Genomic DNA, 21,546 nt, shown 5'->3' on the forward strand with positions numbered 1-21,546 from the left:
GCTATGGAAGAGAAATGGTTAACATGGGCCAAGGAAATCCAGGCCATTGCCCAGACCGGGCTTACCTATGCGAAGGATGTCTACGATATCGAACGTTACCAGGCGCTGCGTGAGCTGAGTGTAGATATTCTGGCGAACTATACTTATGAGAGCAAGGAGAAAATCCGTCTCGCCTTTGCAGGGGATGAGGGATATTGCACGCCGAAGGTGGATATCCGCGGGGTTATTTTTCAGGATAATAAGATTCTGCTGGTCCGTGAAAAGCTTGACGGGAACTGGGCGCTGCCCGGTGGCTGGGGAGACATCGGCCTGTCGCCGAGTGAGGTAGCGGTCAAGGAGATTGCCGAAGAGTCGGGCTATCAGGCGGAGGCGGTGCGGCTGCTGGCGGTGCTGGACAAAAAGTTCCATGAGCATCCGCCGGAGCCGTATCATGTCTACAAATTTTTTATTCTGTGCCGGATTACGGGCGGGGAAGCGGCCGGGGGCGTGGAGACGGACGGAGTAGGCTTTTTTGCGGAAAATGAACTTCCGGAGCTGTCGCAGGAGCGCAACACGGAGAAGCAGGTCAAAACCCTGTTCGAATTCCTCAAAAATCCTCAAAAACCAGTCATATTGGACTAATCAGCTGCATATAATGAAGAGCAGGGCTATTATAAGTTTTATTAGACAAAAATTGGTTAATAAATATTATGAAAGCAGTTACAAAATAAACCGCTGAGCCTTTGTATCTAAAAATTAGTTGCGGAAATTCTATCTTTTTAGGCCAGGCGGTCTACATTTTTTCCTCTACTGTGACGATAAGATATTTTAGGAGGGGATCGCAATGGAACAAGAAGAGTTGAGACTTCCGCTTACACAGGAGAGCAAGGCACGGCCTGCAGAGGGTAATATTGCCGCTGGACTGGTATGGGGCGTCCTGATCAGCATTCCCCTATGGATCTCGGTAATCGGCTGGATCATGGGGATATGGGGTAAGTGACACTGTTGAATAATAGGTACACTAAATAAACTTATATGGATAAAGGCTGCCTCTTTGTGAAAAAGAAGCGGCCTTTTTGGTTCTGGCGGTTGGCAGAGAAGGATTTTTACATGCGGTTAGAGAAGTATTTTAGCGCTGAATATACATCTTTTGTGGAGGAGACTGGTTATGAAAGAATGGTTGCTGGAGTCGCATAGTATCTTTGGAACTCCGGATATTACAGCAACTGCCGCTTTTTATGAACAAAAGCTGGGGTTCCGGGCAGTGCCATACCTGGACACGCAGGAACCGCATATCTGCCTGTACCGGGATTCCACTGAAATTATTCTCACGGATTCAGGCGGGCGTCCTGTTATACCTAACCGCGAGCTTTATGGCTATGGATATGATGCATATTTCATTACCCGGAATCAGAGCAGGCTTCAGGATGCGCTAGAAGAAGCTGGTGTTACGTTCATCCGTACATTAACTGATACAGATTACGGCAACCGGGAATTTGTCATCGAGGATTTGGATGGCCGGTGGATCGCTTTTGGAATCAAGCAAGCCTGATACATACTGCTGTTACACAAAAAAATGGCTGTAGCCCCTTACTCAAGGAGCCGCAGCCATTTTGCATTAGCTTAAGGGTGCTGCTTTACATGCACTACACGGAAGTTCTCGCACACGACCTTCATCGCGGGATCAAAGGACATGCCGTAGCGCTTGAACTCTCTTGTAAAATAAACCTCGTGCTCGTAGCGCCACGACTCCAGGGAACGGTCATCCTCACCCTCGGAGTAGGCGAATTCTGCAGTCACTTCGTTGAAGGGTACACTCTCGACCTTTATGGTCTCGATAATGGCCCGCGGATTACCCTCACCGTCGAGCAGAACCGAATGTCCGCCTACAAACGGAGGCTTCTGCTCTTGAATTTCAAACAGGGCCTCATTAGAAGCGGTTCCTGTTTTGATTCCCTGCAGCACCAGACCGAGCAGCTCATCCGCGAGCCGCGGATTGTCGCCGAACGCCCAGGCGCTGTCAAATTGATCTGCCGCCTCCGGGTGCTCCTCTACGTAACCATTCCAATATTCTGTTATTGCTGTGTTTTGTGTCATTGTTCTCACCTTTATCCTTTTATTGTTGTAATGGGTGAATATCCCTTAGGTCTTATCTCACTGCTCCGTTTCGTCCATCCAGGCTGTGTATAGCTCATCCAGCTCAGACTGGGCCGTGTCACGGGTGTGCTGCAGCTCAGCCAGCTTTAATGCATCACTGGCGATGCCGGGCTCAAGCATTTCGGCGTCAATCCGGCCGAGCCGCTCTTCGGCAGCGGCGATGTCCTGCTCCCAGGCTGCAGCTGAGCGCTGTTTGCGGGAGGGGTCTATGCTGCTTGCCGGAGCTGAAGCCTTGCGTTGTATGCTCTTTCCGGCACCGTGGCTTTCGGTAGACGCAGGCACACTGGAGACAGAAGCTGCCTGCTCCGCCTGCTTCTCCTTGTAATACTCATAGTTTCCGTTAAAAGCATGGAACCGGCCGTCTTCGATCGCCCACAGCTTCCCGAAGCAGCGGTTGATGAAATAGCGGTCATGGGATACGGCCAGCACTGTGCCCGGGAATTCCTCCAAGGCCTCCTCCAGCGCTTCGCGGGAATCGATATCCAGATGGTTGGTCGGCTCATCCAGGATAAGCAGGTTCGGCCGGCGGTGCATCAGCACCGCGAAGCGCAGCCGCGTCCATTCCCCGCCGGACAGACCCGCGATAGTCTTGAACACATCGCTGCCGTAGAAGAGGAAGCGGGCAAGCTGCCCGCGGGCTTCGCCCTCTTCCATGCCGGCTTCCTCGCGGAAGTAGCGGAGCACGGACAGCTTGCCGTCCTCGGGCACAGCCTCCTGGGCAAGGTAACCGACAGCCGCCCGCGAGCCGAGCGTGCAGCTGCCGCTGTCCGGCGTCTCCTGGCCGAGAATCATCCGCAGCAGCGTGCTTTTGCCGGCGCCGTTGCCGCCGATCAGCGCGGCCGTTTCGCCGTATCTCAGAATGTCGCTGGCGCCGGTAAAGAGGGTCCGGCTGCCGTAGCTTTTACTGATCCGGTCGAGGATGACAGCCTGGTTGCCGGTCCGGTCCTCCTGCTGCAGCTGCAGATCCATTGCTTTGCGCTCCAGAATCGGACGCTTGATCTTGACCATCCGGTCCAGCGCCTTCTGCATGGAGGCAGCCCGGCGGTGGAAGGAGGGATTAGGCGGATTGGAACGGTTACCCCATTCAATCAGCCGTTTGATGCTTTCCTGCATCTGCTTGATCTTCTTCTGCTGCTCCTGGTAATCGGCGAACTGCTGAAGCAGCCGGGCTTCCTTTTCCACCTGATAGCCGCTGTAATTGGTGTGATAGGTGACGGCTTCGCCATCTTCGATTTCGACTACCTTTTTGACTACGGCATCGAGGAAATAGCGGTCATGAGAAATCGCCAGCACGGTACCTTCGTAGGCCAGGAGATATTGCTCCAGCCATTCGATAGCCCCCATATCCAGATGGTTGGTCGGCTCATCAAGCAGCAGCACATCCGGGCGGCGCAGCAGCAGCTCTGCCAGGCCGACCTTGGTTTTCTCGCCGCCGGAGAGGGAGGCGAATTCGCGCTCATATTGGGTGGCGGGGATGCCAAGCCCTGAGGCGACCCGCTGGATGGAGGCATCGATTTCGTATCCGCCGGCTGCCTCGAATTTCTCCTGCAGGGCGCCGTATTCCTTAAGCAGCCTGTTCCAGGCTGCTTCGTCCGTCCCGGCATCAAGTCCGGACATCTGCTGCTCCAGCTCCCGCAGGCGGCTCTGCCAGGCAAGAGGCTCAGCGAAGCTGCGCTGGAGCACAGCATAGACGGTTTCCCGGTTCTCGGCCGCCTGAATCTGCGCCAGCAGGCCGACGATACTGCCCCGGCGGAGGGAGATCTGGCCCTGATCCGGGCGTTCTTCTCCGCTCAGCAGGCGGAACAGGGTGGTTTTGCCGCAGCCGTTGCGGCCGATCAGGCCGATTTTTTCTCCCTGACGGATATCAAAGGTGATGTCGCTCAGGACAAGCTGGGCACCGTGGTATTTCTGGACATTTTGGCATGAGATAATCATAGGTATTCTCCTTTATTTGATGCCTGCCGCCGCTGTTCTCCCGGATAGTGGGTCGAAAATGGACACAAAAAGACCGCGAGGAAATTTCCCCGCGGCCTGAACCTTCTCCGGTAGTATCGCTTATCCGTTGAAGTGTGGCTGGAAAGGCATTTCACAATTGTGTAGTGTTATTAGATTCTTGTAAATGGACAGACTTCTCCCGTTGTCGGCTTTTACATGAACGATGCCAGCCATAGCGATAGGCAGCCGGCTAATAACACTGTTGGTCCAATTGCGATCCATTCCTCCACACCTCCTTTTTACAAATTTAAGGTTAGTTTAACCAATATCGGCGGAAGATGCAAGAGAAAAAAGCAGGGTGACGGTAATCATATATTGTTGACGGCACAAGTAGGATGTAAAAAGGGCGCGGCGGCGCCCGGAAACTTTGCTGAGGAAAGAGGCGGGGATATGACGATTTTTGACGGTCTGCTGGGCAATGCCACCCAGGTGGAGCTTGCTGATGTACAGCGTGAGTATGCACGGATTCTGGCTCCCGGTGAGAAAATTGAGCGGGCCTATAAGCTGATCCGGGATATGTTTATTTTTACGGATAAACGGCTGATTCTTGTCGATAAACAAGGTGTGACCGGTAAAAAAACACAGTATCATTCCATTCCCTACAAAAGCATCTCCCATTATTCCGTGGAAACGGCGGGCCACTTTGACCTGGATGCCGAGCTGTGCCTGTATGTATCGAGCAGTACGCTGCCGCTGAAGAAGACGTTCAACAAATCGGTCAATATTTATGAGGTGCAGGCGGTGCTGTCGCAGTACATTCTGAAATAATATTGCTGCGGCATGTCAGATGGTATAAGGGAGACCGAACGCTCCATAGGCAAAAGCGGCCACAATCACCAGCGCGGGATGCAGCTTCAGCCACTTCATGGCGGCAAAGGCAACGGCGGCGATGATCAGCGTCTGCCAGATCCCGATGGCTTCCGCCGGGCTCTGTGCCATTTTAATCGTCAGCACAGTCATCATAACCGCGATAACCGGCTGCACAAGCAGCGTCATGCCTTTGACGACAGGCGACTGCTTGTATTTCTGCATGATTCGGAGCAGGATGATCAGGGCGGCGGCCGAAGGGAGGACTGTAGCGGTCAGCGCCAAGACTACGCCAAACCAGCCGAAGACGTCATAGCCGACGAAAGCAGCGATTTTGGTGGCAATCGGACCCGGCAGGGCATTGCCGAGCGCCAGCATATTGGAAAATTGCTCATCGGTCAGCCAGCCGAAATGCGGGACAATTTCCTCATACATCAGCGGGATGGAGGAGGGGCCGCCGCCGTAGCCCAGCAGATTAGCCATAAAAAAGCCGTAAATCAGCTCAAGCCATTCCATTTAACCGTTTCCCCCCTTGCTGTGTTTAGTGGCGAGTATCCGGTAGTGAGCCGTTCCATAGCCCAGAAAAAGTACAATCACGATGGCCGGATGCACATGCAGCACCTCCAGCAGCAGCAGAGCCAGCAGCAGAAAAGCAGCCCCGATCCATTTTCCCAGCCCTTTAAACGCCTTTTGGGCAAATTCATAAGCCATCATTCCGAGCATGACTGCAATCACAGGTGAAACGGCTGCAATCATACCCGCTACTGTCCGGGAGCCGCTTAAATAATTGACGGCAGAGAGCAGGGCGATCATCGCAATGCAGCTGGGTAAAATGTGGGCAAGAACGGAGAGGAGGGCTCCCCGGACTCCCTTCAGCTTGTACCCGAGATAGGCCGCCATCTTGGTGGCGATCGGGCCGGGGAGCGCATTGGCGATGGCCAGTGTCTCCCCGAATTCGTCGTCGCTCAGCCAGCCGTACCGGGTTACGGCATCATGCCGGATCAGCGGAATAACGGAGGGCCCCCCTCCATAGCCGAGTATGCCTGTTCTGCACATGGCGACGGCAAGCTGTACATAATCATTATTGGCTTTTTTCACAGGAATCCTCCTAAAGAATGGATGACAGCCGGATTGAGTCCGGGTGGTGCCTTTATGCTGCGGGCTGAAACGGAACATGGTTTTGGAACATTCTATACCAGCCGGTGCGGGTCAACTACAGGGAAAACACGGTTTGCCCGAATCTTTGTGCACTGTATACAAAAATAGGTGTCCTGAATTTGAGTTTGCCGCCAGTGCATTGACAGAGGAATTTGCCGTACGGTTAAATGACGGTAACTTTAAGCGAACTGCAGAGGGGGATGGCGTATGACGGCACAGCCGGTAACCGGTACAAAAACAATGGTGGTCAGCCCCCATTACCTGGCTTCCGCCGCAGGTGCGGAAATCTTGAACAGGGGCGGCAATGCTTTTGATGCGGCGGTCGCGGTCAGCGCGGCGCTGGCCGTGGTGTACCCGCACATGACAGGGCTGGGCGGCGATGCCTTTTGGCTCACGTACAGCGCGGGCGAAGGGTGCGTTCGGGCCTATAACGGCAGCGGACGGTCCGGCTACGGCGTCCGCCGGGACCTGTATGCCGGGGAAGCGAATATTCCCCGGCGCGGGGTCCGCAGCGCCATTACGGTACCCGGAATGGCGGACAGCTGGGCGGCGGTCCAGGGCGGATACGGCCGCCTTCCCTTCGCGGAGGTGCTGGAGCCGGCGATCAGCTTCGCCACCGCGGGGTTTCCGCTGTCGCCGGACCAGCATGGCGGCAGCGTGCTTGCCGGAGCCGCGCTGAATCCGGAAGCGGCGGCGGTGTACCTGCCCGGCGGGAAGGTACCGGCCGCCGGGTCGAAGTTTGTGCAGCCGCAGCTGGCGCGGACGCTGCGTGCCCTGGCGTCGGGCGGGCACGACGCCTTCTATAAGGGGCAGATTGCGCAGGACATAAGCGATTATATGCGGGCTGCGGGCGGGTATCTTACCTGTGATGATTTCGCAGATCATCAAGGGGAGTGGACAGAGCCCGTCTCGACCGGGTATCACGGCTACAGCATCTATCAGGCGCCGCCGAACTCGCAGGGCTTTGCAGCCCTGATGGCGCTGAATATATTGGAGCACTTTGATTTCAGCAGCATCGGGCATGGCTCCTACGAGTATTACCACCTGCTGGCGGAGGCGCTGAAGCTGAGCTTCCGTGACCGGGATCAGGTGCTGACTGATCCGCTTCACCACCCTGTTCCGTTGGAGCGGCTGCTGGATAAAGGATATGCGCAGCAGCTGGCTGCCTCCATTTCCATGAGCCGTGCGGCGGTGATCGGAAGCGAGCCGGTCGGCCGGGATACGGCGTATGCCGCTGTAGTGGACAGTGAAGGCAATGCGGTGTCGTTCATTCAGAGCCTCTACTTTGAATTTGGCTCAGGTGTGGTTGCCGGGGATACGGGCATTCTGCTGCAGAACCGCGGCTCCTTTTTCTCGCTGGACCCGCTGCATATCAATACGCTGGAGCCGTATAAGCGTACTTTTCACACGCTTATGCCGGCGATGGCATGCCGGGACGGCAAGCCCGCTTATCTGTACGGGACGCAGGGCGGGGAAGGACAGCCGCAGACGCAGACGCTGCTGCTGACAAGGCTGCTGCATTACGGCATGAATCCGCTGGAGGCGGTGAGTGCCCCGAGGTTTGTGTGGGGCAGAACCTGGGGAGAGCCGACCCAGGAGCTGAAGGTGGAGCAGCGTGCCGGGCAGCAGGTGCTGGATGCCTTGGCGGGCGCCGGGCATCTGGTGCGGCCGGCGGCCGATTTTGACGGCATCATGGGCCACGCCCATGTTATTGGAATAGACAGCAGCGGTCTCCGCAGCGGCGGAACGGATCCGCGGTGTGACGGAGCGGCTATCGGCTCATAGCCGGGAGAAAGGGAGAGACAGAGATGATTCTAAATAATGATTATGGAGCATTTATTGCTCCGGAGCTGGGGGTGTCCGGCTCGCGGCAGGGGGAATTGACCGGGCTCCGGTTTGCAGTAAAGGATGTGTTCGCAGTTGCCGGCCACAGCTCTTCCGCCGGAAATCCCGCGTGGCTGCGCAGCCATGGGTCTTCTGAGGCTCATGCGGCGGCAATCACCAGCCTGCTCGGGGCTGGAGCGTCTCTATGCGGAGCGGCACATACCGATGAGCTGATGTACAGTCTGGGCGGCGAAAACGTTCATTACGGCACACCTGTAAACCCGCGAGGAGCCGGACGGATTCCCGGCGGTTCATCCAGCGGCTCAGCAGTAGCGGTAGCCTCTGGCGCCGTGGATTTTGCACTTGGAACAGACACAGGCGGTTCAGTCCGTGTCCCTTCCGCTTACTGTGGCGTGTACGGCTTCCGTCCTACCCATGGAGCCGTGGCGATGGAGGGGGTCATTCCGCTGGCCCCGGGATTTGACACGGTGGGCTGGATGGCAGACAGTCCGGAGCTGCTGGAGCGTGTGGGCAAGGTGCTGCTCGGTGCGGGAGATGGAAAGCTGGAGCAGAGTGAAGGGATTAGAGCAGGCGGAAAAAGCCTGGATCTGGATCAGCCTGTTCAGCTGTCTGAATTGAGCCGCAGTTCAGGTTCGGGCTGCACTCCGGCTGATGAGAGAATGAGCAGGCTATATCTTCCTGCAGACTGCTGGGCTCTGGCTGAGCCGGCAAGTGCCGCCTGCCTGAAGCGGAAGCTTGGACAGCTGCAGGCTGCTGCGGATGAAACGGTAGAAAATGTTGTGTCAGCCGAAGGCCTGAAAAGCTGGATGGATGTGTTCAGGGAGCTGCAGGCGGCCGAGATCTGGGCAACTCATGGTGAATGGATCAGGCTGGAGCAGCCGGAATTTGGGCCGGATATCGCGGCCCGGTTCTCTTGGGCGGCAAGCATCGCCGGGCAAGACCACAGCCGGGCAGCTGCGCTGCGCCAGGAGATTGCCGGCCGGCTGCGGCAGCTGCTCGGGGAGGACCGCTGCCTGGTCATCCCGACCGTTCCCGGCCCGGCTCCGCTGGTGGGCGGGGATCTGCAGCAGCTGGAGCGCAACCGCAGCGGCGCTATGATGCTAAGCTGTATTGCCGGGCTTGCCGGACTGCCGCAGATTACTCTGCCGGTGGAGGGACCGGGCGGCCTGCCGCTGGGGCTGTCCGTGATCGGCGGCCACGGACAGGATCTCCGCCTGCTCTCATGGGTGTCGCAGGCCTGGAGCAGGGGGGAGTAATAAGCTGAGCATTCTGCCGGGCATTCAACTTTGCTGGCGGATAACGAGATTGCGCACAATGGAACCGGTCCATTCATCCTAGGGCTGGCGGGGCTGGCAATAGCTTGTCCGGCATCTGGCTGGTGGAGGGGACCGGACAAGTCCGGGCAAGACAGGATAAGTCCGGACAAGGCCGAACAAGGCCGAACAGACCAGACTCTACCTGAGTTGAGCGACTCTGCATCCGGCTCAGAGAATAACAAGACTGGCTATAGTCTGACTGGGCCGGATTGAGTTGCTGAGGAGATAACTGTATTTTGTGCAGCTATTTGCTGCGAAATTAACTGATTATTCAAGTTAGCTGTAGTTTGTGCAACTAAATTACCGGAAATGAGTCGCAGAAGGAGAATGGGCGGATTATAGATGTATAAAGTGCAATTAAAGTGAGAAATAGCTTTAAAACCTCTGTTTTAGTTGTATAGAGTGCAGTTATGCTGGTGGTCCGCTTTATGAGGGATGTTCTACAAGGTAAATGACACCAACTACCCAGCACTCAGGCGTTTACCAAGCACCATCGACAATCACCAAGCGCTCTAACCAGTTACTTGCCAAAGCTACTAAACTACTCTATCGACCCATCCGCCTGCTACCCCGTTAAGCTCGGCACATCAGCTACCCGCGCAACAAGTGCCCGTCCCTAATCCGCCCATCCGCCAACTTATCCATCACCAAGCGCTCTAACCAGTTTCTTGCCAAAGCTACTAAGCTACTTTATTGATCCTTCTACTTGCTTCCCCGTTCGATTCTGCACATTTGTTATCGCATTTTAGTTTCTATAACAGTCCACCTGCGCGGCTACCCAAACTCCTCCATTTTGTGCTAACTTCAGGCTTAAATCACGGTTACCAGCCGTACCCCAATACACTCCCCTCCGTTTCACTCATGCAAAGGCAGTGAGAGCTTTTCATGTGCCGGTACCCTCAAAGCTGTAATCTGCAGCGGTCTTCCCGCTTTCGCCAACAGGCCCATTTCATTTTTTACTATTGTGTGACTTGTGTGATTATAGTTAACATATTGGATTGATATTTTTACTTTTCTCTTTCCAATAGGGGTTATTTTATCTATAATGTTACATAAAGTAACATAAAGAACGATGGTTAATAAACGTATTTACTTAAGGAGGGGTGGCATGCATCTTACCGTTGAAGAAGCGTTGTCCATTTATCCTTTATCCGAAGCCAAGCTTATTGCCGGAGCCAAGGGCAAGCACAGAATTGTGAAGTCAATCAATGTGATGGATGCGCCGGATATCTCGGATTGGATAAAAGAGGGCGAGATGCTGTTAACGACCGCCTACCTGATCAAGGACAGCCTGGAGGATGCCTCCGCACTACTGCAGACGCTGAACCGGCGCGGCTCGTCGGCGCTGGGCATCAAGCTGGGCCGCTTTTGGGATACGGTGCCTGAGGAGCTTATCGCTGAAGCGGAGATGCTGAACTTTCCGCTGATCGAGCTGCCGTTCCAGTTCACATTCTCCGACCAGATGAACGGCTTGTTCCGGGCTGAATTATCGCGCAGCACCAGTATGCTGCAGCAGATTATGGAGAAGCAGCGGAAGCTGATGCGTTTTGCGCTTCGCTCAGGGCACAGCGGCCCGCTGTTCGAATCCGTCTCTGAGGTGATCGGCTATAAGCTTGCAGTTGTCAGCAGCCGCGGGGAAGTCGTCTACAACAATTCGGAATATGGCAGCCGCCAGCTGCTTGAAGGCTGGCCCTGGCAGAGCCGCAGCCAGCGCTTCCGCGCCGGTGACAGAACTGGCCTGCGCCTCCCGCTGATGCAAGGGGAGAAGTGCACCGGTTATCTTTTGTACTGTTCTATAGACCCGCTGCTGCTGCCTGTAGAAGAAAGCCTGTTCATCCAGGGGGCTGAGCTGATTTCGTATCATATCCATTCCGGCTATGAGGATTATTTTGAGCCCGCCGAGCACCGGGAGTTCAGCGGCCTGCTGCGCCGCTGCCTAAGCGGGGGTCTCTCCTGCGGCGAGCTGTCACAGGCTGCGCTGAGACTGGAGGTGAAGCTGCTGCATTCGCCTTATCAGCTGCTGCTGACAGACACGGCGGCTGCGGGAGAAGAACGGCAGAGGGAGCTGCACCGGCTGAAGGAGGAATATGCAGCGCATCCTGCCTTGCGGGAGCTGAATGCCGTTCATGTTCTGATGGACGAGGGACTGGTCTCGCTGTTTCCGGCCAACGGCCCGGGCGCAGGGCAGTTCCGTGAGCTGATTAATGAATGCTTTCTTCATTTGAAGCCTGCTGCAGGATATTATCCGAAGGCTGCTGCCAGTAGCGTCAAAGTGAAGCCGGAGGGGCTGAAGGAAGCTTTTGCCGAGGTCAGGGAATGTATGGCTATGTCCCAGCATTGGGGCGCATACGGAAATGTGGTGCATTACCGGCAGCTAGAGCTGAATCTTCTGCTTGGCCAGATTCCGCCAGAACAGATGAAGAAATACATTAACGGGAATTTGCGCGGACTGCTCAGCCGGGAGCCGGAATATGTCAAGGAGATGCTCCACACGCTGGAGGTCTATCTGGAGAATGACGGCCATGTCAACGAAACAGCCAAGAAGCTGTTCATCCACCGCAACACAGCTACTTACCGGGTGGAGAAGCTTAGTGAGCTGCTGGATGTTGATTTTAAAAAAATCAATGATCTGATGAGGCTCAAGCTGGTATTTGTGTTCCGCAAAATGCTGGAGCGTGAATAGGACAGCGGGTTTTGCAGGTTAATATGCTGCGCAGTCAATCTGATATTAAAAGGGCAGGCGCCGGTGCGCTGCCGGAAGGGGCGGTATTAATGAAGGTAGCCGGTATTTACCTGGCGGCGGCAGGACACGGCAGAAGGGCAGGAGCTTCTAAAGATTCGCCTAAGCTTCGTCCGGAGGTCACGGCAGAAAGTGTGGCGGTCAGTGAAATTGAGCAGTGTGCTCTTGATCCCCTGGTGGTGGTTGTACGGGCAGATGACAATCTGGAATGGCTGCCGCCTGCACTTGAGCAGAGCTCAAGGCGGACTGAAACCTGCCTGACCGCCCACCTCGGGCTGTCCTTTTCCCTGCGCTGCGGGCTGAACGCCATTCTGCCTGTGCAACCGGATGCTGTGGTGGTGGCTCACGCCGGCCAGACTTTTATAACAGCTTCGCTTGTAAACCGGCTGAAGGACGTTTATATGCAAAACCCGGAGCTGGATTATGTGGCGAGCACGAATAAGGGGATGGCGATGCCGCCGGCGCTATTTTCGCGGAGACTGTTTACGGTGCTGCAGGGGCTGGACGGGGAAAAGGGTGCGGCTGAAATCATGTATTCCTCTGAGTATAAGGGGGCTGTGCTTGAGCCTGATCCTGCCCGTTTGTTTATGGATATGGATACCCGGTTTGATTGTGGAGTCGTACCCGGGAAACAGGAGGCTCGCAGGGAAAGCTGACATCAAAAGCTGCATTGCCAGATTAATGTAAGTTAATATCACATATTTTAAGTTTAATTCGCTACAGTTTAGTGCATCAGGCACAAAAAGCTTTGAACTTATTATTATACAGCACAAACGTATGTTATGTAAATTTACGTAAACGCTCTGCCTCAGTATAGTAAAGATACATTAATGGTTTGAGCCATTAAGAGAGATATCCTGGAGGAGGAGAATTATGAAAAAAAGGGGTCAGGGATTTACGGTGAGCCTAATGCTTACCTTTGTGCTTGCGGTAGTGCTGGCGGGCTGCGGAAGCAACAACACGGCGTCTTCAAACACAGCTGCAACGGAAGCGCCGGCGGGTGCAGCAGCAACTGAGGCGGCAGCAACAGCAGAGCCGGCAGCAGAGAAGCCGACGGTTGCTTTTGTCTACATCGGGCCTCCGGGCGACGGCGGTTATACGTATCAGCATGATCAGGGCCGTCTGTACATGGAAAAAGAGCTGGGCATTAAAGCGGACTTCGTTGAGAATGTCCCTGAAAGTGCCGATGCGGAGCGCATTATTACTGAGCTGGCACAAAACCACGACATTGTATTTACCACAAGCTTCGGATATATGGATTTCACCCTCAATGTAGCCAATAAATTCCCCAATGTGAAATTCCTCCATGCTTCCGGCTATAAAACAGCTGAGAATATGGGTACCTACTTCGGCAAGAACTATCAGGCAAGCTATCTGTCCGGTATCGCGGCAGGAAAAATGACTACTAAGAATCATCTCGGTTATGTAGGAGCTTTTCCGATCAGCGAAGTTATTTATAATCTGAACGCTTTTACACTCGGTGCGCAGAGCGTCAATCCTGATATCAAGGTTGATGTGGTCTGGACCAACACCTGGTATGACCCTGCTACTGAACGCCAGGCGGCAATCAGCCTGCTGGATAAGGGCGCTGATGTATTGCTGGCCTATCAGGATTCCCCGGCTACCCTTCAGGCAGCGGCGGAGCGCGGAGCCTATGCAGGCGGTAATGACTCCGATATGAGCAAGTATGCACCGGATAATTATCTGACCAACCCTGTATGGAACTGGGGTCCCTACTACGTGAAGGCTGTTCAATCCGTTATGGACGGAACGTGGAAGAGCGAGCAGTACTCCGGCGATATGGCTGACGGCATGGTTGAGCTTGCACCGTTCGGCAACAAGGTTCCGGATGATGTGAAGGCACTGGTGGAAGAAGCGAAGGCCAAAATCATCAGCGGTGAGCTGGAGATATTTACCGGCCCGATCTCCGATAACCAGGGCAACGTGAAGGTGCAGGAAGGCCAGACCCTTACGCTGGAGGAAATTCTCGGTATGAACTGGCTGACTCAGGGCGTAGAAGGCACAATCCCGCAATAACTTCTTAACATTAACATCATACTTCTTGTTCCTATGGGTGGGGCGGGGTCCGGATAAATGGAGCCTTCCCCACCCGTACTACAACTATAAGGAAGGAGCATCCCATCATGCAGGACCATTCGGTTGAAATGCGCGGGATTGTGAAGAAATTCGGTTCTGTAACGGCAAGCGATCAAGTCGATTTTTCGGCAAACGCGGGTGAGGTACACGCGCTGCTTGGTGAGAACGGAGCAGGTAAAAGCACAGTCATGAGTATGCTGTCAGGTGTGTACCGGGCAGATGAAGGTGAAATTCTGATTCACGGCAGACCTGCCAGAATCCGCTCCCCCAAGGATGCGGCTTTGCTGGGGGTTGGCATGGTGTTTCAGAATTTCAGGCTCGTGCAGACGCTCACGGCAGCGGAAAATATCGTGCTTGGCGAAAAGTCGTCTTTCTGGCGCGGAAGCAGGTGGATTAAGCGGAAGCATGAAGAGATTGAGGCGCTTGGCGAGCAATTCGGACTGAAGTTTCCGGTAGACCGTCCAATCTGGCAGCTGTCGGTCGGCGAGCAGCAGCGTGTAGAGATCGTGAAGACGCTGTACAGGGGTGCGGATATTATCATTCTGGATGAGCCAACCTCAGTGCTTACCCCAGGGGAAGCGGAGCAGCTGTTTGAAACGCTGAAGGTAATGAAGCAGGCGGGCAAGACGGTTATAATGACCACACATAAAATGAAGGAGGTTATGGCCTCCTCTGACCGGATCTCGGTTATGCGCAAAGGCAAAATGATTGCCACGCTAACTACGGCACAGACTGATGAGCTGGAGCTGGCCCGCCTGATGGTAGGCAGGGAGGTGACGATCAGCCGCCAGGAGCGTGAGGCCACTCAGGGTGAGCCGCTGCTTGTGGTCAACCGCCTTGAGGTATCTGCCGATCACGGCCGCAGAGCGCTTGACGGCCTGTCACTTAAAGTGTGCGAGGGGGAAATAGTCGGAGTAGCAGGGGTTGCCGGCAACGGGCAGAAGGAGCTGGCCGAGGTGCTTACGGGACTGAGAACCTGGAAGAGCGGGGAGATCATTTTTGACGGCAGTCCGGTAAAAACAGCCTCGGTCCGCGGCGCCATCGATGCGGGTATCTCCCACGTGCCGGAGAACCGCATGAAAAGCGGTCTGGCCGGCAGACTCGGCTCAGTCGATAATCTGCTGTTCAAATCCTACCGGACAGAGGAGCACTCCAAATTCGGTATTCTGAAGGCGGCGAAGAACCGCTCGTGGTCGCAGGAGCTGGTTCAGCGTTTTGACGTCAAGACACCGGAGCTGGATACCCCGGTGCAGCAGCTGTCCGGAGGTAATCAGCAAAAGCTGCTGTTTGCCCGTGAGGTCAGCCATAAGCCCAAGCTGATGGTTGCGGTCCATCCGACCCAGGGCCTTGATGTGGGGGCAACGGCAGGTGTGCATGAGCTGCTGATGGAGCTGCGCGGATCAGGCAGCGGAGTGCTGCTGATCTCCGAGGATCTGGATGAGCTGCTGCAGCTGTCGGACCGGATTCTGGTCATATATGGCGGAGCGATCATCGGCGAAACCGATCATGAGTATGCAGACAGGGAACAGATCGGTTTGATGATGGCCGGCATCCGGCATAAGGAGGGCAGTGCAGTATGAGTCCAAAAAATACAGGTAACACGGCAGCGGCCGTTCTGGAGCCGGTCCCGGCCAAGTCCGGCAAAGGCTTCGGGCTCAGGCTGGAATACGACTCCAGCCGTACGCGCTCCCCCTGGTGGTCACCGGTTCTGTCTGTAGTCCTGGCGCTGCTGCTGTGTGCAGTCTTTATCGCCGCGAACGGAATGAACCCGGTTACGGTCTATGAGAAAATGTTCCGAGGGGCCTTCGGCACCTCCTACGGCTTCACAGAAACGATGGTCAAAGCGATCCCCCTGCTGCTGTGCGGGCTCGGCATCGCTGTGGCGTACCGGATTTCCGTGTGGAATATCGGGGCAGAAGGACAGCTTACAGTCGGAGCGATGGCGGCAACGGCGGTTACGATTTATTTTCCTGACCTGCCTTCGTTCTGGGCCATTACACTGATGCTGTTATTTGGCACGGCGGCAGGTGCGCTATGGGGCTTAATGACGGCCGTGCCGCGCACACATTTCGGTGTCAATGAGCTGATTACCTCCCTGATGCTTAACTATGTAGCCCTGCTGGCACTGGATTATGTGGTTTTCGGGCCCTGGAAGGACCCGGCAGGCTTTAATTTCCCGGGATCTCCGATGTTTACGGCTGCGGAGTCGCTGCCGGTCCTGGGGACGACAAGATTACATATCGGGCTGATCTTCGGCCTTGTTGCCGTACTGATCTATTTCCTGATGGTCAAATTTACCCGCTGGGGCTATGAGCTGCGGCTGATCGGCGCTAATCCGACAGCTGCGCGTTATGCGGGCATTCATATTAAAAAGCATATTATTATCGTAATGCTGATCAGCGGCGGTCTGGCCGGCATCGCCGGTATGGCCGAGGTCTCCGGGGTGACACATAAGCTGATGCAGGGCATCTCGCCCGGCTACGGGTACACTGCAATCATTGTCGCCTGGCTTGCCAAGCTGAATCCGCTTGGGCTTATCGTTACTTCTGTCCTGTTCGGCGGCCTGATTGTCGGCGGTTACAGCGTACAAACGATCGGCTTGCCTTCGTCTATTTCAGAAATGCTGCAGGGCTCGATCCTGTTCTTCCTGATTGCCGGCGATATGATTCACCGTTTCCGCATACGCCGGAGCGCATAGGCTGCGCTTAGAGAGAAGGGAGTTAGATTATGGATTTCACTACACAGTTATTGATTGCGGCTATTTCCGCCGGAACACCGCTGCTGCTGGCTACGCTCGGCGGAATCCTGACCGAGCGTGCGGGCATCATCCAGCTTGGTGCGGAAGGGCTGATGCTGATGGGAGCCGTCAGCACCTGCATCGTCTATATCCGCAGCGGCAATCTGCTGCTGGCCTTGCTTGCCGCCATCGCCGTAACCGCAGTGCTTGGCATGGTTCATTCTTTCCTCTGTGTGACGCTGAGGGCCAACCAGACGATGTCGGGGTTGGCGATGACGCTGTTCGGAAGCGGGCTTAGCGCCTATCTCGGCAAGTCGATCAGCGGTCTGCCGCTGCCGGGAACTTCGCCCAAGCTGGATTTAGGCTGGGTGAAAGAAATCCCGGTAATCGGTGATATTTTCGGACGGCTGGATTATCTGACCTGGTTCAGCCTGCTGCTGGTTCTCGTGCTGCATCTGCTGATTCACCATACCTCCTGGGGACTGCATCTGCGGGCCGTCGGAGATAATCCGGCGACAGCGGATGTTATGGGGATCCGGGTACAGCTGATCCGCTACACCTATGTTACAGCCGGCGCTGCGTTGATTGGTCTTGCGGGAGCAGATATGGTGCTGGCCTATGCGCCGACCTGGAATGAAGGCCTGACAGCCGGCCGCGGCTGGATTGCCGTCGGACTTGTTATTTTTGCCAGATGGAACCCGCTGCGCGCCCTCTTCTGCGCATATTTCTTCGGGGCGCTCGATTCACTGGGCTTCCGTATCCAGCTGCTGGGCAGTGTGGTGCCGTCGTATTTCCTTAAAATGATTCCTTACGTTGTAACCATCCTGGTGCTGATGTATCTCGGCTACCGCAACCGCAACAAGCCTTCGGGCACTCCGGAGTCGCTTGGGACGCCTTACATCCGCGAGCAGCGGTTCTGATCGTAGGAAGCGGAGACCATTTATCTGGTATAATCACTTCAATCCATTTATTGTAGTTCAAGCATTTTACCGGTTGAATACAGTAAATGGACTTTTTTTACCCTGAAAGTTATATGAGAAATATCATTGCGCAGTTAATAAGCTGATAGAAAGCGAGGCAGAAGTATGAGCGCAGAAGCAAAAAATTTAACATTAGAGCAGGTTAACGGCATGAGCCGGGAGCAGTTTGTGGCAGTGCTTGGCGGGATTTTTGAACATTCACCCTGGGTGGCTGAGGGGGCTTACACCGGGATCCCGTTTCATTCTGTGGAGGAGCTGCACCGTGTAATGCTGCAAACGGCACGGAGTGCACCGCATAGTCAGGTTGATGAGCTGCTGAGGTCCCATCCGGATCTGGCGACTAGGCTGCAGGTGACCCCGCTGTCGGCGGCGGAGCAGCAGGGAGCAGGTCTTGACCGGCTGACTGCAGAGGAGTTCGAGCTGCTGACCGGGCTGAATGCGGCATACACGGAGAAGTTCGGCTTTCCGTTTATCCTGGCCGTCAGAGGCAAGAACAAGGATGACATTATATCGGCTATTTCCGCGCGGGTGCATCATCCGCTGGAGCAGGAGCGGGAGCAGGCCCTGCACGAGATCGGCCGGATCACCGGCTTCCGGCTGCGCGATCTGCTGCCGGAGCCGGAGGGGACGGTACGATGAGCGGGCGGCTGACCACCCATGTGCTGGACACTTCAAGGGGAGTGCCTGCTGCCGGGATGGTGATCCAGCTGCGGAAGCTTGATGGCGGAGCGGGTGAGCTGCTGCGTGAAGCAGTGACGAACAGCGACGGCCGGCTGGATGCCCCGCTGCTGTCGGGCGCCGAGCTTGCATCCGGCAGCTATGAGCTGCTGTTTATGGCCGGGGATTATTTCCGGGCCGCTGCCCGGGAGTCGGCTGGAGCCGGAGGGGCGGCAGCGGAGCCCGGGGTGCTTTTTCTGGAACAGATTCCGATCCGTTTCAGCATTGTTGATACCGCAGAGCATTATCATGTTCCGCTGATTGTAGCACCCGGAGGGTACAGCACGTACCGGGGAAGCTGACACAATAATTTGAACCGATGGCGGAGGTGGCCGGACTATGAAGGAATCATTTGAGCTTATCATCAGGAACGGGGAGGTAGTGCTGCCCGGAGAAGTAGTGAAGCTGGATATTGCAGTAAAGGACGGGAAAATAGCCATGCTGGGCCGGGATCTGCCGGCTCTTCCGGACACCCGGATCATTGACGCGGAAGGGCTGTATGTACTGCCCGGTATGATTGATATGCATGTGCACTTTAACGAGCCGTCCTTTGGACATTGGGAAGGCTTCCGCAGCGGCTCGGCGGCGCTTGCTGCGGGGGGCTGCACCTGCTATGCCGATATGCCGCTGAACGGCAATCCGCCTACGGTAAATCTGGCCGCGCTGCAGCTCAAGGCCGAAGCCGCGTCCGGGAACTCCGCCGTTGATTATGTGCTGTGGGGCGGACTGGTCCCCGGCAATCTGGAGGAGCTGGAGAAGCTGGCCGCAGCCGGAGTTACCGGCTTCAAGGCGTTCATCTCCAATCCCGGAGGTGAAGGAGAGGGCCGCTTCCGCGAGGTGGATGACGACACCCTGTATCAGGGAATGCAGCGGATTGCCGCCTTCGGCGGTATTCTGGCATTGCATGCAGAGAGTGAAGAGATGACGGGAACGCTGTCTGCGGACGCTGTGCGGAGCGGGCGGACCGGCGCGCGTGACTTTGCCGCCTCCCGTCCGGTAGAGGCGGAGCTTGAGGCGGTTGCCAGGGCGCTGCTATACAGTGAGCGCACAGGCTGCCGGCTGCATTTTGTGCATATCAGCACGGCGGCAGCCATTGATATGATCCATGAAGCGAAGCTGCGCGGGCTCGATGTATCAGCCGAGACCTGCCCGCATTACCTGGTTCTGAATGAGAACAGCCTGGAGGAGCTGGGGGCGCTGGCCAAATGTGCGCCGCCGCTGCGCAGCCCGGAGGAGCAGGAGAAGCTGTGGCAGGTGCTGGCTGAGGGGCGGATTGAGCTGATCGCCTCCGATCACTCGCCATGCCCTCCGGAGCTGAAGCTTGATCCCGGTCTAAGCTTCTTTGAGGCCTGGGGCGGCATCTCCGGGGCGCAGAGCAGCCTGGAGCTGATGTTCCATGAAGGCGTATATAAGCGCGGATTGCCGGTTACACAGCTCGCAGCATTGCTGGCAGAGCAGCCGGCACGGCGCTTCGGGCTGGATCACCGCAAGGGCTCCATCAGGCCGGGGCTGGATGCCGATCTGGTCCTGCTGGACCCGAACCATCCTTACACCCTGAAGGCAGAGGAGCTCCTATACCGTCATAAACACAGCCCTTATACCGGCATGACTTTATCCTGCAGAGTCAAGGCAACCCTTAGCCGCGGAGCTGTGGTGTACACCGCAGAAGCTGGCCTGCTAATTGAAGATGGCGGTGAATGGCTGCGGGTTAACGAAGGACAGCCTGCCCAATGAACGCGCCGGCTATGAAAGTACCTGCGCAGCAGATGCTGGACCTGCTGGAGGAGCTTGCCGTCTTCAGCGCTCCGGGTCCGGGCGTATCCCGGCTGCTCTACACCCCGGAATGGCTGAAGGCGCAGCGTTTTCTGCAGGAGAGAATGGCTGCGCTTGGCATGAAGGTCAGGACGGACGGGGTGGGAAATGTCTATGGAAGGATTACAGGCTCACAGCCGGCTGCTAAAGTCATTTTAACGGGCTCGCATATGGATACTGTGCTGAACGGCGGAAAATATGACGGTGCCTACGGGATTGCTGCTGCTGTTACTGCGCTCCACTACTTGAGGCAGCACTTCGGCCAGCCGCTGCGGACAGTGGAGGCCGTTGCCTTCTGCGAGGAGGAGGGCAGCCGTTTTCCGCTCGCCTACTGGGGCTCGGGTAATGTCACCGGGTTGTATGACGGAAGCGAAGCGGACAGCTGCGCCGATTCTGCAGGAGTGACAATCGCTTCAGCGATGGCGGCTTGCGGATTGGCGGGCGGTCCTGAGGACCGCGGAAGTGCAGCTGTAGCAGACAGTGCAGGGAGGGATATCCCTCTTAGAGAGGATATCGGCGCATTTGTCGAGCTGCATATCGAGCAGGGCATTGTGCTGGAGCAGGCAGGCTTGGAGATCGGGATTGTTGAAGCCATTGCCGGACAGCGGCGGTATAGTGTAAAGGTTGCCGGCAGCACAAACCATGCCGGCACCACCCCCATGGGACTGAGGCGTGATGCGCTTGCCGGAGCTGCGGAGCTGCTGCTTGCCATGGAGCAGGCGGCGGCTGCTGCGGGTGATCCGCTGGTAGCCACCTGCGGAAAGCTGGAGGCAGTGCCGGGCACACCCAATGTAATTCCCGGCGAGGTGGAGTTTACACTGGATATAAGGCACAGTGAGGCTGTTGCGCTGGAGCATTTTTGTTCCAGGCTGCTGGCTGCGTTTGAGGGGATTGCCGCTAAGCGGGGGCTTACCTTGCAGTTTACGGTTAACCTGGCCACATCTCCAGCACCTATGAATACGGGATTAAATCAACAGCTTGAGCATATAGCACGCCAGCAGGGGAGAAGCTTCCGCAGTATGGTGAGCGGAGCAGGCCATGATGCCCAGCTCTTTGCGCCTGTGTGTCCCACGTCCATGATCTTTGTTCCGAGCCGGGCGGGCATCAGCCACTCTCCGGAGGAGTATTCTTCGCCCGATGAGCTGGCTGCGGGATTAAATCTGCTTACAGCCATATTATATGAGCTTGCCTATAAAGAGAGCTGAC

General features: G+C 56.0%; 20 protein-coding genes. 16 read left to right on the forward strand and 4 right to left on the reverse strand.

What is annotated here, in order from left to right; translation table 11 throughout:
• Window positions 1-3 precede the first annotated feature (3 nt).
• From R70723_RS06605 to R70723_RS06610, 3 genes are all read left to right on the forward strand, one after another.
• The gene (locus R70723_RS06605; RefSeq protein ID WP_039870760.1) at window positions 4-621 is read left to right on the forward strand and encodes an NUDIX hydrolase; all 618 of its coding nucleotides are present in this window, start codon (window positions 4-6) and stop codon (window positions 619-621) included.
• Window positions 622-823: 202 nt separating this feature from the next.
• Entirely contained in the window at window positions 824-979 is a 156-nt protein-coding gene (locus R70723_RS33715; RefSeq protein ID WP_179088006.1) for a hypothetical protein, read from the forward strand.
• A 168-nt stretch (window positions 980-1,147) separates the two neighbouring features.
• Window positions 1,148-1,531, forward strand: a complete 384-nt coding sequence (locus tag R70723_RS06610) for a VOC family protein (RefSeq protein WP_039870762.1) — start codon at window positions 1,148-1,150, stop codon at window positions 1,529-1,531.
• Window positions 1,532-1,602: 71 nt separating this feature from the next.
• Here the strand turns inward: R70723_RS06610 and R70723_RS06615 are convergent, their stop codons facing one another.
• Entirely contained in the window at window positions 1,603-2,076 is a 474-nt protein-coding gene (locus R70723_RS06615) for an ASCH domain-containing protein (RefSeq protein WP_039870764.1), read from the reverse strand.
• 57 nt (window positions 2,077-2,133) lie between these two features.
• Entirely contained in the window at window positions 2,134-4,071 is a 1,938-nt protein-coding gene (abc-f, locus tag R70723_RS06620) for a ribosomal protection-like ABC-F family protein (protein WP_039870766.1), read from the reverse strand.
• 450 nt (window positions 4,072-4,521) lie between these two features.
• Between abc-f and R70723_RS06625 the strand changes: the two genes are divergently transcribed.
• Window positions 4,522-4,899, forward strand: a complete 378-nt coding sequence (locus R70723_RS06625; RefSeq protein WP_039870768.1) for a PH domain-containing protein — start codon at window positions 4,522-4,524, stop codon at window positions 4,897-4,899.
• Between the two features lie 15 nt (window positions 4,900-4,914).
• Here R70723_RS06625 and R70723_RS06630 read toward each other — a convergent pair whose 3' ends face one another.
• Both R70723_RS06630 and R70723_RS06635 read right to left on the reverse strand, forming a co-directional pair.
• Window positions 4,915-5,454 (reverse strand): chromate efflux transporter ChrA, encoded by a 540-nt coding sequence (locus tag R70723_RS06630; RefSeq protein WP_039870771.1) that lies wholly within the window; start codon window positions 5,452-5,454, stop codon window positions 4,915-4,917.
• On the reverse strand, window positions 5,455-6,036 hold the full coding sequence (locus tag R70723_RS06635; RefSeq protein ID WP_039870773.1) for a chromate efflux transporter ChrB: 582 nt from the start codon (window positions 6,034-6,036) through the stop codon (window positions 5,455-5,457). It abuts the gene before it with no gap.
• Between the two features lie 267 nt (window positions 6,037-6,303).
• On the opposite strand from R70723_RS06635, the gene ggt reads away from it, so the two are divergent.
• From ggt to R70723_RS06695, 12 genes are all read left to right on the forward strand, one after another.
• Complete coding sequence (gene ggt / locus R70723_RS06640) at window positions 6,304-7,881, forward strand: gamma-glutamyltransferase (protein ID WP_039870774.1); 1,578 nt, start codon at window positions 6,304-6,306, stop codon at window positions 7,879-7,881.
• A 23-nt stretch (window positions 7,882-7,904) separates the two neighbouring features.
• The gene (locus R70723_RS06645; protein ID WP_039870775.1) at window positions 7,905-9,197 is read left to right on the forward strand and encodes an amidase family protein; all 1,293 of its coding nucleotides are present in this window, start codon (window positions 7,905-7,907) and stop codon (window positions 9,195-9,197) included.
• A gap of 1,168 nt (window positions 9,198-10,365) precedes the next feature.
• Window positions 10,366-11,940: a PucR family transcriptional regulator gene (locus tag R70723_RS06650; RefSeq protein WP_039870776.1), complete on the forward strand. Its 1,575-nt coding sequence runs from the start codon at window positions 10,366-10,368 to the stop codon at window positions 11,938-11,940.
• 23 nt (window positions 11,941-11,963) lie between these two features.
• Window positions 11,964-12,653, forward strand: a complete 690-nt coding sequence (locus tag R70723_RS06655) for an NTP transferase domain-containing protein (RefSeq protein ID WP_052421203.1) — start codon at window positions 11,964-11,966, stop codon at window positions 12,651-12,653.
• Window positions 12,654-12,870: 217 nt separating this feature from the next.
• The gene (locus tag R70723_RS06660; protein WP_039870778.1) at window positions 12,871-14,034 is read left to right on the forward strand and encodes a BMP family ABC transporter substrate-binding protein; all 1,164 of its coding nucleotides are present in this window, start codon (window positions 12,871-12,873) and stop codon (window positions 14,032-14,034) included.
• Between the two features lie 107 nt (window positions 14,035-14,141).
• Window positions 14,142-15,674, forward strand: coding sequence for an ABC transporter ATP-binding protein (locus tag R70723_RS06665; RefSeq protein WP_039870780.1), 1,533 nt, complete (start codon window positions 14,142-14,144; stop codon window positions 15,672-15,674).
• Window positions 15,671-16,792, forward strand: a complete 1,122-nt coding sequence (locus R70723_RS06670) for an ABC transporter permease (RefSeq protein WP_144027017.1) — start codon at window positions 15,671-15,673, stop codon at window positions 16,790-16,792. Before R70723_RS06665 ends, R70723_RS06670 begins: the two co-directional genes overlap by 4 nt.
• Before the next feature lie 29 nt (window positions 16,793-16,821).
• Window positions 16,822-17,751, forward strand: a complete 930-nt coding sequence (locus R70723_RS06675; protein WP_039870782.1) for an ABC transporter permease — start codon at window positions 16,822-16,824, stop codon at window positions 17,749-17,751.
• A gap of 165 nt (window positions 17,752-17,916) precedes the next feature.
• A complete protein-coding gene (uraD, locus tag R70723_RS06680; RefSeq protein ID WP_039870784.1) occupies window positions 17,917-18,450 on the forward strand; it encodes a 2-oxo-4-hydroxy-4-carboxy-5-ureidoimidazoline decarboxylase in 534 nt (177 codons plus the stop codon).
• On the forward strand, window positions 18,447-18,830 hold the full coding sequence (gene uraH, locus R70723_RS06685; protein WP_039870787.1) for a hydroxyisourate hydrolase: 384 nt from the start codon (window positions 18,447-18,449) through the stop codon (window positions 18,828-18,830). Before uraD ends, uraH begins: the two co-directional genes overlap by 4 nt.
• Before the next feature lie 37 nt (window positions 18,831-18,867).
• Window positions 18,868-20,262: an allantoinase gene (locus R70723_RS06690; RefSeq protein WP_039870789.1), complete on the forward strand. Its 1,395-nt coding sequence runs from the start codon at window positions 18,868-18,870 to the stop codon at window positions 20,260-20,262.
• On the forward strand, window positions 20,259-21,545 hold the full coding sequence (locus R70723_RS06695) for a Zn-dependent hydrolase (protein WP_039870790.1): 1,287 nt from the start codon (window positions 20,259-20,261) through the stop codon (window positions 21,543-21,545). Before R70723_RS06690 ends, R70723_RS06695 begins: the two co-directional genes overlap by 4 nt.
• The last annotated feature ends 1 nt before the right edge of the window (window position 21,546 follow it).

The sequence above is a fragment of the Paenibacillus sp. FSL R7-0273 genome, assembly GCF_000758625.1.
Classification (GTDB): domain Bacteria; phylum Bacillota; class Bacilli; order Paenibacillales; family Paenibacillaceae; genus Paenibacillus_AQ.

What these genes read in the sequence shown, in the direction of transcription:
- R70723_RS06605 (WP_039870760.1), top strand. Translation starts at nt 4, where the DNA reads ATGGAAGAGAAATGGTTAACATGGGCCAAGGAAATCCAGGCCATTGCC.
- R70723_RS33715 (WP_179088006.1), top strand. Translation starts at nt 824, where the DNA reads ATGGAACAAGAAGAGTTGAGACTTCCGCTTACACAGGAGAGCAAGGCA.
- R70723_RS06610 (WP_039870762.1), top strand. Translation starts at nt 1,148, where the DNA reads ATGAAAGAATGGTTGCTGGAGTCGCATAGTATCTTTGGAACTCCGGAT.
- R70723_RS06615 (WP_039870764.1), bottom strand. Translation starts at nt 2,076, where the DNA reads ATGACACAAAACACAGCAATAACAGAATATTGGAATGGTTACGTAGAG.
- abc-f (WP_039870766.1), bottom strand. Translation starts at nt 4,071, where the DNA reads ATGATTATCTCATGCCAAAATGTCCAGAAATACCACGGTGCCCAGCTT.
- R70723_RS06625 (WP_039870768.1), top strand. Translation starts at nt 4,522, where the DNA reads ATGACGATTTTTGACGGTCTGCTGGGCAATGCCACCCAGGTGGAGCTT.
- R70723_RS06630 (WP_039870771.1), bottom strand. Translation starts at nt 5,454, where the DNA reads ATGGAATGGCTTGAGCTGATTTACGGCTTTTTTATGGCTAATCTGCTG.
- ggt (WP_039870774.1), top strand. Translation starts at nt 6,304, where the DNA reads ATGACGGCACAGCCGGTAACCGGTACAAAAACAATGGTGGTCAGCCCC.
- R70723_RS06645 (WP_039870775.1), top strand. Translation starts at nt 7,905, where the DNA reads ATGATTCTAAATAATGATTATGGAGCATTTATTGCTCCGGAGCTGGGG.
- R70723_RS06650 (WP_039870776.1), top strand. Translation starts at nt 10,366, where the DNA reads ATGCATCTTACCGTTGAAGAAGCGTTGTCCATTTATCCTTTATCCGAA.
- R70723_RS06655 (WP_052421203.1), top strand. Translation starts at nt 11,964, where the DNA reads ATGCTGCGCAGTCAATCTGATATTAAAAGGGCAGGCGCCGGTGCGCTG.
- R70723_RS06660 (WP_039870778.1), top strand. Translation starts at nt 12,871, where the DNA reads ATGAAAAAAAGGGGTCAGGGATTTACGGTGAGCCTAATGCTTACCTTT.
- R70723_RS06665 (WP_039870780.1), top strand. Translation starts at nt 14,142, where the DNA reads ATGCAGGACCATTCGGTTGAAATGCGCGGGATTGTGAAGAAATTCGGT.
- R70723_RS06670 (WP_144027017.1), top strand. Translation starts at nt 15,671, where the DNA reads ATGAGTCCAAAAAATACAGGTAACACGGCAGCGGCCGTTCTGGAGCCG.
- R70723_RS06675 (WP_039870782.1), top strand. Translation starts at nt 16,822, where the DNA reads ATGGATTTCACTACACAGTTATTGATTGCGGCTATTTCCGCCGGAACA.
- uraD (WP_039870784.1), top strand. Translation starts at nt 17,917, where the DNA reads ATGAGCGCAGAAGCAAAAAATTTAACATTAGAGCAGGTTAACGGCATG.
- uraH (WP_039870787.1), top strand. Translation starts at nt 18,447, where the DNA reads ATGAGCGGGCGGCTGACCACCCATGTGCTGGACACTTCAAGGGGAGTG.
- R70723_RS06690 (WP_039870789.1), top strand. Translation starts at nt 18,868, where the DNA reads ATGAAGGAATCATTTGAGCTTATCATCAGGAACGGGGAGGTAGTGCTG.
- R70723_RS06695 (WP_039870790.1), top strand. Translation starts at nt 20,259, where the DNA reads ATGAACGCGCCGGCTATGAAAGTACCTGCGCAGCAGATGCTGGACCTG.